General features: G+C 52.8%; 11 protein-coding genes (1 of these 11 cut by a window edge). 9 read left to right on the top strand and 2 right to left on the bottom strand.

Annotated features, from left to right (window positions below):
• The 5 genes from SH668x_RS07395 to SH668x_RS07415 all read left to right on the top strand — a co-directional run.
• A protein-coding gene (locus SH668x_RS07395) for a TPM domain-containing protein (protein ID WP_437188050.1) crosses the window boundary here: on the top strand, window positions 1-555 show its 3' portion. The gene continues 429 nt to the left of window position 1, outside the view; the window shows 555 of its 984 coding nt (coding positions 430-984); the start codon falls outside the window, past its left edge; it ends in the stop codon at window positions 553-555.
• A gap of 1 nt (window position 556) precedes the next feature.
• Entirely contained in the window at window positions 557-1,288 is a 732-nt protein-coding gene (locus SH668x_RS07400) for a nucleotidyltransferase domain-containing protein (RefSeq protein ID WP_437188051.1), read from the top strand.
• 6 nt (window positions 1,289-1,294) lie between these two features.
• The gene (locus SH668x_RS07405) at window positions 1,295-1,900 is read left to right on the top strand and encodes a LemA family protein (protein ID WP_437188052.1); all 606 of its coding nucleotides are present in this window, start codon (window positions 1,295-1,297) and stop codon (window positions 1,898-1,900) included.
• A 165-nt stretch (window positions 1,901-2,065) separates the two neighbouring features.
• Entirely contained in the window at window positions 2,066-3,298 is a 1,233-nt protein-coding gene (locus SH668x_RS07410; protein WP_437188053.1) for an outer membrane protein assembly factor BamB family protein, read from the top strand.
• 52 nt (window positions 3,299-3,350) lie between these two features.
• Complete coding sequence (locus SH668x_RS07415; RefSeq protein ID WP_437188054.1) at window positions 3,351-4,805, top strand: sulfatase family protein; 1,455 nt, start codon at window positions 3,351-3,353, stop codon at window positions 4,803-4,805.
• Between the two features lie 232 nt (window positions 4,806-5,037).
• Here the strand turns inward: SH668x_RS07415 and SH668x_RS07420 are convergent, their stop codons facing one another.
• Together SH668x_RS07420 and SH668x_RS07425 are read right to left on the bottom strand one after the other, a co-directional pair.
• Window positions 5,038-7,383 (bottom strand): cytochrome c peroxidase, encoded by a 2,346-nt coding sequence (locus SH668x_RS07420; RefSeq protein ID WP_437188055.1) that lies wholly within the window; start codon window positions 7,381-7,383, stop codon window positions 5,038-5,040.
• A gap of 165 nt (window positions 7,384-7,548) precedes the next feature.
• Window positions 7,549-8,514 (bottom strand): DUF1559 family PulG-like putative transporter, encoded by a 966-nt coding sequence (locus tag SH668x_RS07425; RefSeq protein WP_437188056.1) that lies wholly within the window; start codon window positions 8,512-8,514, stop codon window positions 7,549-7,551.
• A gap of 571 nt (window positions 8,515-9,085) precedes the next feature.
• Here SH668x_RS07425 and SH668x_RS07430 point away from each other — a divergent pair.
• From SH668x_RS07430 to SH668x_RS07445, 4 genes are all read left to right on the top strand, one after another.
• Complete coding sequence (locus tag SH668x_RS07430; RefSeq protein WP_437188057.1) at window positions 9,086-9,388, top strand: hypothetical protein; 303 nt, start codon at window positions 9,086-9,088, stop codon at window positions 9,386-9,388.
• An 82-nt stretch (window positions 9,389-9,470) separates the two neighbouring features.
• Complete coding sequence (gene rny, locus SH668x_RS07435) at window positions 9,471-11,015, top strand: ribonuclease Y (protein ID WP_437188058.1); 1,545 nt, start codon at window positions 9,471-9,473, stop codon at window positions 11,013-11,015.
• 165 nt (window positions 11,016-11,180) lie between these two features.
• Window positions 11,181-11,342: a DUF6800 family protein gene (locus tag SH668x_RS07440; protein WP_437188059.1), complete on the top strand. Its 162-nt coding sequence runs from the start codon at window positions 11,181-11,183 to the stop codon at window positions 11,340-11,342.
• A gap of 39 nt (window positions 11,343-11,381) precedes the next feature.
• Complete coding sequence (locus tag SH668x_RS07445; protein WP_437188060.1) at window positions 11,382-12,152, top strand: NIPSNAP family protein; 771 nt, start codon at window positions 11,382-11,384, stop codon at window positions 12,150-12,152.
• The last annotated feature ends 230 nt before the right edge of the window (window positions 12,153-12,382 follow it).

The following is a 12,382-nucleotide window of genomic DNA, read 5'->3' on the forward strand; positions in this document are numbered from 1 at the left end:
TTGCCCGATATCCTTGCCGCTCGTATCCTTCGAGATGATCTGTTTCCATTTTTTAAGCAGCAGCAATATGCAGCCGGGCTGCAGGCTGCTGTTCAAAAAATCACTGCAATCATGATCCGCAATGAACCCGCGGAGATACCGCCGGTTGGGAGCGAAGAGTTTCCCATTATCGTTGTGATTCTACTGTTCTTCGTTACGTCACTGTCTTACGCGACAGGAGTGCGTGTTCGGTCGAGCGGTGTGATGAGTGCCGTTCCAAGTGCCCTTTTTCCGGTGGGACTGGTCGGAGTTACCGGACTGTTTGGACACCCGATTGCTTCGTTCATTCTGGGCATGTTCGGGACGATCACGTTTTTCGCTGGGTTAATAAATGGTCCACAACGTTCCGGGCGAGGCGGACGACGTCGGTCAGGTGGATCTGGCGGCTGGATGATCGGTCCGTCTTGGGGCGGATCAGGCTGGAGCGGTGGCGGGTTCTCTGGCGGCGGTGGTGGCAGCTGGGGAGGCTTCAGTGGTGGAAGCTCCGGGGGTGGCGGCGCAAGTGGAGGTTGGTGAGGTGCTGAAGCAAAAATTGACAACTCCGGAGTTGTTCACGAGTGCGATTCACGGCCTTTTGAAGGAGCGGTTGAAATCGGTGGTCCTCTTCGGTTCCGGGGCGACCGGTGATTTTGTTCAAGGGACTTCTGACTTTGATCTCCTGGTCGTTCTAGATCGGGTGACGCCAGCGGAGTTACGCACTCTCGGTCCGGCGATTAAAAACTGGACGAGTCATGGAAACCCACTTCCGCTGATCTTTTCCGAACATCAGATTCAAAATTCAGTGGATACTTTCGCTGCTGAGTTCATTGAGATTCAGAATGGCCATCGTGTTCTTTTCGGGACCGATCCGGTTGTCGGGATGGAAATTCATCTTGAGCATGTCCGCATCCATCTCGAACGTGAACTCAAAGGGAAGCTACTCGCGCTGAGAAACCATTACGCACTCGCGTTCGGTCATCGCCAGAAGGTCGCGGATTTGATGACAGAGTCATTCTCGACGTTTTTGTCGCTGTTCCGAATCGCTTTACGGATCTATCAGCCGATTGTTCCACGCGGGAAAATGTGTGCGCTTCGTGTTCTCGCAACCTACATTCCGTTTTCGCTGTCTCCGTTTGAAACGATTGACGCCTTGCGTTGGGGTGGCATTCGATTGAAGGAGATTGATGTCGATCCACTTTTTGAAGAGTATATTCGGGCAGTTGAGTTGATCGTTGATAAGGTTGATACAGTTCTCCATCCACAGAGTTAAGGATTCATGATGCCTCTCCATCAGCAGCATCGCCGAGGGGCCATTGGCACCGCGGCCGTTATTGGAATCGTCGTTGTTGGCGCTCTTCTTGTATTCGGGGCAATGTTCGTTTCTATCGGCAATAACCTTGTCAGCCTGGATGAACGGACAAAAACACAATGGGCTCAGGTGGAAACGTCCTTACAGCGACGCTTCGATCTGATTCCGAATCTTGTTGCGACAGTGAAGGGGTATGCCGAACACGAACAGGAAACACTCACCAAAATTACGGAACTGCGCAGCCAATGGGGGGCCGCGAAGACCGTTGACGAGAAAGCTAAAGTCGCTGGTGAACTGGAAGGATTTCTGGGGCGACTGATGGTTATCTCGGAGAACTACCCGCAATTAAAAGCTGATCAGGGATTCCGCGATTTGCAGGTTCAATTGGAAGGAACGGAGAATCGGATTTCAGTTGAACGACAGCGCTATAACGAGACGCTACGAGAGTACAACACAAAGGTGCGTCAGTTTCCTGCGAGTCTGATCGCTGGCATTAAAGGGATGCATCCCAGTGATGCTTACTTTGAATCAGCGTCAGGAGCTGATGCCGCTCCGAAGGTCGATTTTAAATAGAAATCGATCGACACATAGAAAAAGAGAACAAGCCGCAATTCAGAGTTGCGGCTTGTTCTCTTTTCTCATCTGGAAAAGCCTGTTTCAGGTTCAATCGGAAACGGAATTCGGTACGATCGGGGTTTCGAAGGTTTTGAGACATCACTTTCCCTGAGGAGTCTGGTTATGAAGTGGTGGTTGCTAGGGACGATTCTCCTGGCACATGCGAGTATTGCGAATGCCAACGGGTGGCATGCGTGGCGTGGTCCACATGGCCGAAATATTGCGGATGAAGGTCAAAATCTGCCCGAGCGATTCGATTCTCAACGGCACCTCCTCTGGAAAACTCGACTCCCTGGAAGTGGTCATTCTTCGCCGATTGTTGTGAACGATCATGTGTTCCTCGGCACATCTGATCACGAAAAAGAAACTCAGTCGGTCATTTGCTTGAGCCTGAAGACCGGGCAAGTTGTGTGGCAGAGAGAGGTTAATCAAGGCGGGTTGCCGGAGATCTACGTCACCAACACTCATGCCTCATCAACATTGGCGAGTAACGGGACAGAACTGTTCGCACTCTTTGAAAATCGACAACGACTTCAACTTGTGAAGCTCTCTCTTGATGGCGAAATTCTGGATGACATCACAGCGTCGCCATTCACTCCGAAGCGTTACCGCTTTGGAAGCGGAATGTCCCCGCTGTTGTACGAATCGATGGTGATCGTCGCTGCCGAATTCGAAAAGGGAGCATTGCTTGCCTTTGATCAACACACACTTCAGGAAATCTGGAGAAACCCGCGTGAAAACGTCTCGTACTCATCGCCGATCGTCGCGAACATCGGAGGTCGAGATCAGCTGTTCATGACGGGGAATGAACTGATTCAATCGTATGATCCGAAAACGGGTGAGCTGCTTTGGAGTGTCCCCGGTGCGACAGAAGCAACCTGCGGGACTGTCTGCTGGGATGACGAGATCATCGTGGGAAGTGGTGGGTTTCCTGATGCAGACACGACCGCTGTCCGAGTTACGGAGAATGGTGCGGAGGTCCTTTGGAAGCATCCCGTTCAGTGTTACGAACAATCTCTTCTTGCCTTTGACGGGTACGTCTACGCTGTGAATGAAGCGGGAATCGCGTACTGCTGGCGTGCAGAAGATGGAAAGCAGATGTGGCGCGCCCGACTCTGTGCCGAGACAAGTGCTTCGCCTGTTCTGGCTGATGGTGTGATCTATCAGGTCGATGAAAAAGGGAAGCTGGTCGTTTTCAAAGCGAATCCGAAGAAGTTTGAGAAGGTTTTCGAAACTGTGTTGGGAGGAAGCGCCTACGCGACTCCGACTATCTGCCAGGGACGATTTCTTTGTCGGGTGGCTGATGAAACAGATGAGGGGCGCGTGGAGACGCTATACTGCTTCGGCGCCGAGTAACGATTCCTCGTCAGGATCACGTCGTCATGACGACTGGGAATGTAGGTGAGAGATGATTGATCGCGTCCTGATTGCATGTGCGATGGTACTGCTGGGGGGGACGCCACTTCTAGCGGACTCTCGACCGAATATCGTTTGGATTGTCGTCGATGATATGTCCCCGAACTTTTCGTGTTACGGTGAGAAGACCATTCAGACTCCTCACCTCGATCAATTGGTATCGGAAGGGGTGTTGTTTGAGCGAGCGTTTGTGACGGCACCTGTCTGTTCCGCGTGTCGCTCAGCGCTCATCACCGGGATGTATCAAACATCGATTGGTGCTCACAATCATCGTAGTGGACGCGGGGAGCGGAAGATTCATCTTCCCGAGGGTGTAGAGCCTGTCCCAGCGATTTTTCAGAGAGCCGGCTATTATACTTCAATCGGCAATCTTCAAAACGCGAATAACGGTCTGGGGAAGACGGATTACAATTTTGAGTGGGACCGGTCTATTTACGATGGCAATGATTGGTCTGAGAGGAAGCCGGGACAGCCGTTTTTTGCCCAGATTCAACTTCAAGGAGGGAAGCTCCGTGAAGGGGATGGGTGGCTCAAAAATCGACGGCCGACCTTGGGGGAGTTGACATCTCCAGAAGCGGTGACGCTTCCGCCGTACTATCCACGTGATTCGGTGTTGCTGGAGGATTGGGCCGCGTATCTGGATGCGGTTCGTTTCACTGATCGTCAGGTCGGTGAAGTCGTTGCGAGGTTGAAAGCCGAAGGGATTTTCGACCAAACCATCATTTTCTTTCTGACGGATCATGGGATCAGTCATGCTCGCAGCAAGCAGTTTCTCTATGACGCAGGGACACATGTCGCCCTTGTTGCATGCGGACCTGGCGTCCCTGCAGGTCATCGCAGTACGCAATTAGTCGAGCAGATTGATCTGGCACCGACGTCGCTGCGATTGGCCGGGATTGATGTCTCCCCAACAATTCAGGGGAGAGATCTATTCGATGAGTCCGCTCCACGCTTGGAAGTCTACTCCGCTCGAGATCGCTGCGATGAGACTGTTGACCGAATTCGAAGTGTCCGAACAAAGGATTTCAAATATATCCGCAACAGTTATCCACATCGTCCGCTGCTTCAGCCAAATCGGTACAAGGACAATAAAAAGATTCTTAACGCGCTGCGGCGCTTGTACCAAGCCGGCGAACTGACCGAGTTGCAGGCATCGATCCTTTTCTCCCCGGAGCGAGCAGCGGAAGAGCTGTATGACCTGCGTTCCGATCCAGATGAACTCAAAAATCTGGCAGGCGATCCGGCATTTCAGGATGTTCTAGCGCAGCTACGACAGAAACTCGAAGACTGGGAGGTGGCTACGAATGATCTCGGCCGTGAAGCAGAGTCATCCGAGGTTTACGACCTCGAAATGAAGAGTTTCATGGGGAACGGCCAGGGTGAGCAGCGAAACCGACTGCTCGACAACATCGATCAAATGAAAAAATGGGCTTCTGAAGGGAAGTAGTCCCTGTCGCGATGGTGTGTATCGCGGCGAATGGATGCCGATAATCGTTCAGTCGCTGCGTTTATCGCGGCCCAAACATCACAAACTTGCGAGAGCACTCTCGTTTCTCGAGTTCGAAGTGAATGCCTCGGCGGGGAATTGTTGGTGTCACAGGACCATTCCCCGCCGGGACGTTGAATTCACTGCCAGTTGAAGCCGCTGGCTCGATGATGAAGTTCCGTCGCCGAAGGTTCTATTGAGCAACGCTCGAGCTGAGCACATGCTGAAGATGTGCAAAGCAGAGTTGCGTCGTTTCGTCTGTCCGCTGCTTGATTCTCGCAAGATGCTCTTGAATCATCACCTCGCATTTTTCGGTCGTTTCTTGGGACAGATTCAACTCGCGAAGTGTTTTGCTGGCGGTTGAGAACGCGTTCGCAAAGCCGCCTCCAATGTAAATCCCTGTTTCGACAATGCGGTCGAACGCAGCACGTTGCAGTTGTTCATTGGACTCCTCAACGGATAGGAACCCATCGTGATTGGCATCTCCGTCGATGGCAAAACATCTCATGCGTTCTGGGAGTTCATCCGGGGAAATCGCTCCATCCTGGTTGGCGTCGTATAGGAAAATTCGAGTGGAGAACATCGCGACATCCGCTCCGCTTCCTGCAAGCTGGCCGAATCCCCCAGCCACTGTCGCAAGTCGTTTCGCGAGGAGAGCGATTTCATCCGGAGTGAATGTGCTGTCTTGATTGAGGTCGTATTTCCAAATCTCTGTAAGAGCATCTTCCCGGCTGATCGGAGGATTGGACGCTGTCGGATTGGCTTGCCTGAGTCCATCGACCAGCTGCCTTTGGAATCGATTGAATTCTTCCGGAGTCAGTGTCTCTTGCAGCTTGCGATGTAGCTCCTGGTCCATTTGCCTCGCCTCATCAATCAGGCTGTACCGCGATTCGCTTAGAAATGTACGTGCTGACTGAAGCTGGGAGCCGTTGAGTGGGAAGCGTCCCAGAACACGATCCAGAAAGACTTCTAGTCGTCCGCCTCCGGCCAGTTCGATAAAGCGCGAGAGCGATTCGTAATCCGCGGCTTCCTTCTCGCTGACGTCTCCATCTCCGTCAAAATCACCAACGCCCATCACTTGCGGTGCTATTGCATCACTCTGATTTGGGAGAGCGGGTTGATCGACCGGTGGTTGTGGAGCCCCTGCTGCTCGAGGTCCGCCCGGGGCCGTTCGACCGACGCGGGCAGCCGCAGCGCGAGTGCGACTCCGCTGCGTGAAAATATCTGTTCTTCGAATGATGTCGATGGCCGGCTCAAGCTTAGCTGCTGAGAGCGTGCCACTTTCATCAGTGTCGAGACTCATCAGCCATCGCGTTGTTTCGTCGAGTGAGAGCCCCTCACCGCGATTGAGTCGCTGTTGAATCTCGTCGATCGTTCGATTGCCCGTTCGAGTTACAGTAGTGACATCGCTCGTTTCGGAGAATGTTGGTTCCGTCTCGGTGCTCCAGGGATTGGAAAATCGGACATCGGTCAGCAGTTTTGTGTCACTCAGCGTTTTGAGAAAGTCGACGAGTGCCTGACTCTCCTCTTTGGAGAACTGGAAGCGAACCACTGGACCGAGATTCGGGTGACGATTCACACCGGTGCTGTAATGCTCAATCACATCTTCCAACGTCGCCAAACGTCCATCGTGCATGTAGGGGGCTGTGTGTTCGATATTCCGCAGCGAAGAAGCTTTGAACGAGCCGATTTCACTGGGGTCGAAGGTAATGTCTCCGCGACCACCATCGCGAACCGTTCCGCTTGGATCGATTCCGTTGTTCAGCGAGCGAAACATCGCAAAAATTGCGTTTTGCGGTGCCGTGCCAAGGTGATGGCAAGCTGCACATTTGTCGTAGAATAGACGCTTACCGAGGTTCTCTGAAGCAGTGAAATCCGGGAAATCGTCGGTCGAGTGATTCCCCTTCGTTGCAGCGAGATCGTATCTGGAATTGTAAGACTCGATGGATCGCAAAAACTGAGCGAGTGCCTGGCTGACTCTTTCCGAGGTCACATCTTCTGAGTCGAATGCGTTCTTGAAGAGCGAGGTATAGCGTTCATCCTGCTGAATTCGTTCGATGAGCATTTCTTCATTCAAACCCATTTCAACGTGGCTGAAAAGTGGAATGAGCACCGCATCTTCAAGAGTGGTGGCTCGTTCGTCCCAGAAAAAGCCGGCTCGAACGAACTTCAATTCTCCGGCCGACATTGAATTTCGGTCGGTCTGCTGGCCATCGAATCCAATGCTGAATTGTCGCGGATCGCTGAACGCATGAGACTGCTGATGACAGGACGCACAGGAAGTGCTGCTGTTGGCGGAGAGATTCACATCGTAAAACAAAACCCGTCCGAGAGTCGCACCGGCATTTGTCGTTGGATTCGATTTGGGCGTCGTGTCGAAATTCTCAACTCCGGCAGCCTCGAAGTACTCAGGCTGCGGGGTCGATGTGTAGTCGTAAGAAAACTCTGGGAGGGTCAGCTGACGCTGGGCAGGGAGACCTGCGTTAACGAATTGGCAGAGAAGCAAGAGGGCAACAAACGGGATCGGGCGGAGTCGCAAACGGGACCTCGTAACTGTGCATGAAAACTGACGTCCCGCTCCGAACATATCAACCGATCTCATGGTAAATGTTGGAATCACGATCACCTCTCTCAACGAATTTCTGAGGCGAGGGACCAAACGATTGTATGAGTACTAGTGATCTTCAAAAATGGGATTCGATAATTAAAACTCGCCGACAACCTCGCTGCCATTCCGGGTATGGAGATTGATCACAAGGTCGACGTCCGTGTTCGCGCCAAGGCTTCTCACGCTGCCATCGCCCATCAGAATTGTTGAGGTTCCGGTGTGGAAGCTGTAAATCCCCTCCATGTTGCAGCAGTTGATGATACAGCTACGTTGTCGCTGTGGCGCATTCGAAACGTATCGTTCTCCCTGATCAGTGCATCCCGGAGCATAAGAATACAGGTTGAGTGCATTGGGGCTGGACCATGCTGCCCACCCGGGCTGTCCTGTCTGAGTTGTTCCCTGTGCCACTGAGCCGATGTGAAGGGTTGGTCGTCCTGCAATCTCGTCAATCAGAATGGTGTTCGTCAGTCCGTCGGTGAACTCAGCCAGTCGAGTCTGCTTATTCGACGTCAGCGCTGCTGCTCCGGAGATTCCGTTGCTGTCAACGTGGTTCCCTGACTGCGGTGCTCGAGTGAAGTAGTCGGACGCTGCTCCAAACATGTCTGGTCGGAGCGTGGCTGCTGTTGGGCCGCTGGCGAGTTGAACCATTCGATCGCCATTTGGAGTCGTTGGGCAGGCGAAAAGAGGAATCTTCACTCTCACTACGGGTTGGTTGACCGGATCAAAATGGGGCAGGTTGTAATCGTATTTGTTCGCGATAGTGGCCTGGTCAATGTAGGCCAGTAGCGAAATGGACCAGCCTGACATGACGACGTTTTTCGCGGACCCATCGACAATCTTTGAAGCAGTGATTCGAGAGGGGGGAAACGCGTTATAGACGTCCGCGTAATTGTGGAATGCCAACCCCAATTGTTTCAGGTTGTTTTTGCATTGACTCCGTCGGGCAGCTTCCCGCGCCTGCTGGACGGCTGGCAGGAGAAGCGCAATCAAGACTGCGATAATCGCAATAACCACAAGTAATTCAATCAAAGTGAATGCGTTACGACGATGAAGTGCAGTCATGCGATCAGCTTGCTTCAGGAGAGCGTGACAAGGGGATTGGGATTTTTGTTCCAAGTTCTTCCTGCGAGTTGCAAACGCCGTTCCTCGAAGCGAACGAGTGTTTCAAGGCAGTATTTGGGAAGTTGGCGACCCACTGCAGCGGCGCGTTCGAGATTGCGGCGAGAAATTCGTGACGAAGGGGCGATAAATTCGCCATCGACTTGGCAGGTTTGAGTATGCGAGGTGGAAGAGACCACGACAGAGGGTGTTCATAAGGGAATGGTGACAGCTTTGTTGAAAATTCCGGCGTTTGTTGCAGAAATGCTCTCCTTTGTTATCCTGAATAGAGCCAATGGGTTTCGTCGACCCGATTGTCAAAATAAGCATTCCACATAGAAAAAACGTGTCGATCTCATCAGGTCAGCGGTTCACTGCAGTTCACGGTTTTTGCTGGATTGTTTTTCACTTCAACTTGTTGCTTCTACGGACTGATCTGTCCGATTGGTGATTCAATCGCGGTTGATTCGGTCGGTAATGCATCGCGGGACATGTCCCATCAGATTTGTGTCGAGTTCGTTGACAGGACCATTACATGGAGTTGGTAGAAGCGTTGATCTTCTGGCTGTCGATTCAGCTTGCTTGGGGACTCCGTTCCCTGGTGAGAGGGGTGGAGAAGCTCTGGAGTCGATTCGCTCTCAACTCGCTGTCTTGCAAAACGCTGGGTGTCGGGGGAGTGGAGGCTTCGGCTGATATTTCCGTTGCTGACCGCGTTTTTAGCGTTTTTGTAAGGCATGACGGAACGGAGGCGGATCAGAGTGCAGGAATGCAGCTTCTGAGTCGGCTTCGGTACTGGCTTCCGGATCGAGCGCAGTCTGCTTTGGGTGTCTCTTCTTGATGTGATTGCAATTCAGGATCAATCTTAGCGAGCTGGAGCGAGGCGAAACTGAACTGTTCGGAACGATTCCGGAAGTTGAAATATGCCCCTCGAAATTCTCTATGCCTTTTTCGGCCTCCTGTTTGGGGGTGCGATTGGCTACTTCGTTGATTACGTGATCAAGGGAAAGTCTCACCGCACCGCTGCCGAGTTGGTGGCCGACGCTGAAAAGCACGCGGAAGAGCTCAAACGCAAGGCGGAACTTGACGCCAAGGATGAATTGCTTCAGCGCAAAGACAAACTTGATCGCGAGTTAGAGAAGACTCGTAACGAAATTCGCAACTCAGAGAGGCAACTGGATAAGCGGGAGTCGTCGCTGAACGAGTTGGAGACAGGGCTGAAAAAACGCGAGCGGATGGTCGAGCAGCAGGTTCAGAAGTTCGGCGATCGTGCGAAAGTTCTCGAAGCGCGTGAGCGTGAACTCGATCGAATGCTGCAGGAAGAACAGGAAGAACTGTTCAAAATCAGCGGGCTGTCGAAAGCGGATGCGGAAACCCGACTGCTTGATCGCGTGGAAAAGCAACTGCGAAATGAGACCGGCGGCCTGATTCTCAAGCATCAGGCGGAAGTCAAAGCCGAGCAGGAGAAGATTGCCCGCGAAATTATCGGTATGGCTGTTCAGCGATATGCGTCCACACACACTGCCGAAACAACTGTCTCCACCGTCGATATCCCCAGTGATGAGATGAAGGGGCGAATCATTGGTCGGGAAGGGCGGAATATTCGTGCGTTCGAGAAAGAGACCGGGGTGGACGTCATTGTGGACGACACTCCAGGAGTTGTTGTGGTCTCCGCGTTCGACACCGTCCGCCGGGAAATTGCCAAGATCGCTCTGAACAAACTGATTCAGGATGGTCGTATTCATCCGGCCCGAATCGAAGAGATCGTCAAAGAGACTCGGGCGGAGATGGATGATCGAATTATGCAATTGGGGCGAGAAGCTGCTGAAGAAGCAGGGGTTCCCGGGTTGCACGATAAGCTGTTGTATTTGATGGGGCGTTTGAATTTCCGCGTCAGCTACAGCCAGAACGTTCTGCGTCACTCTATTGAAGTCGCACACCTCGCTGGCATGATGGCAGAGCAATTGGGGCTCGATGCGGATATGGCCCGTCGTTGCGGCTTTACCCACGACATCGGTAAGGCAGCTGATCATGAAATGGAAGGGGGCCACCCCGCCATTGGTGCAGAACTGCTCAAGCGTTACGGCGAAGGCCCTGAAGTGGTTCACTCGGCAGCGGGGCATCACGACGATATTCGGCCAGAATACCTGTATACCGTTCTCACCGCCGCCGCTGACGCCTGCTCGGCATCGCGTCCAGGTTCTCGTCGTGAGACCTTGGAAAAGTACATCAAACGCCTCGAAGAACTCGAAGCGATTGCGTGCGGATTCCCCGGTGTGAACGAAGTTTACGCAATTCAGGCCGGCCGCGAAGTTCGTGTGATTGTCGATCCGAAGCAGGTCAACGATCGAGCTGCCGCGAAAATGGCGCGAGATATTGCTCAGACGGTCGAAGAGACCATGACGTATCCCGGTGAAGTCAAAGTGGTTGTGATGCGAGAAATTCGAACCATCGGGGTTGCTCGCTAATGGGCAGATTTGGGAGGCCTCTGCCCGACTTTTCGGGGGTGGCCTCCACTGGGATTCTCAGAGTCCGTTGACCAATCACTTCCGGACCGATATTCTCTCCAGCTCGAACTTCCGGAAGATCATCCGGAATTATTTTTTTGTCACAATAGATTGAATGCTATCGACATGGGTCGTATCGAAAGATCTCGCGAAATCGCTCGTTCACGCGTCCGTAAGGTCAAAGTCAAAAAGCTGCGTGCACTGTTTGCATCTGCCAAGACTGAAGACGAGAAGAACGCTGTCCGTGCGAAGATGGCTCGCGTTAGCCCGCTGGTTGTACTCGAGTAGTACGCGTCGGCGAAAATTGTTTGCTTGAGGAGCTCGTTCATGGTGCGTGTTTTCGCTGCTGCGCTGTTGGCTCTTGTTGCGGGAGACGCTGTTTTAGCGTCTGAACCGGCAGGAGCATCCGGCCCTGTGTACGAGCTTCGGGTTTACACTTGTGAACCAGGCAAATTGCCTGCATTGGAAGAACGTTTTCGCGACCACACGCTGCGGTTGTTCGAGAAGCACGGGATGAAAAATCTCGGGTACTGGAATCCGGTCAGCGCAGAGGGCGAAAACAACGCTCTGATTTATCTGCTTGAATATCCAAGCCGCGAAGCCGCTGTCGCTTCATGGGAAGGGTTCCGTTCAGATCCAGAATGGCAGGCAGTTGCCGCTGCAAGTCAGGAGAAGCACGGTAAGATTCTGGCCAAGCCGCCCGGATCGACTTATCTCAAGGCGATTGATTTCAGCCCGGAAGTGAGTCTCCCTACCGCTGGCAAACACTACGAACTGCGGACCTATATCGCAGCACCGGGTAAGTTCGAGGCGATGAACGAGCGATTCCGTAAAGATGCGGATCGCCTTCTTCGCAAGCACGGGATGAACTCGATTGGCTATTGGGTGCCGACAGACGCTCCTGAGTCTGAAACAACGCTGATTTACGTGCTCGAGTTTGATTCTCCAGAAGCGGCTCGGAAGAGCTGGGCCAGTTTCTTTGCCGATCCGGAATGGCAACAAGTTTACGCTGAGTCGGAGAAGAACGGCACACTCTTGTCGAAGACTCCTGACTCCGTTTACTTAAACGTGTCGCCAGTCTCTCCGTTGGCAAAGTAGGTTTTGTATCTGCTTTGCTGACCTGAGGTGATGTGCTGAGTTCAATCTCCTCTGAATAGCGAGTCTTGGCCATCTGGCTGACTGCGTCGGTAGGACGCCAGTGCAATCTTCTCGCTTTGAAATTTGAACGGTCGATCGACTGCGCTCTGTCTGATGTCTGAGTCCGGCCAATCGGACTGGACGCCAATCGACTTCGATTACCTTCTTGCGGCGACCAAGGCGAATCGCCT

Source organism: Planctomicrobium mucosum (genome assembly GCF_051466335.1).
In the GTDB taxonomy this organism is placed as follows: Bacteria; Planctomycetota; Planctomycetia; order Planctomycetales; family Planctomycetaceae; genus Planctomicrobium.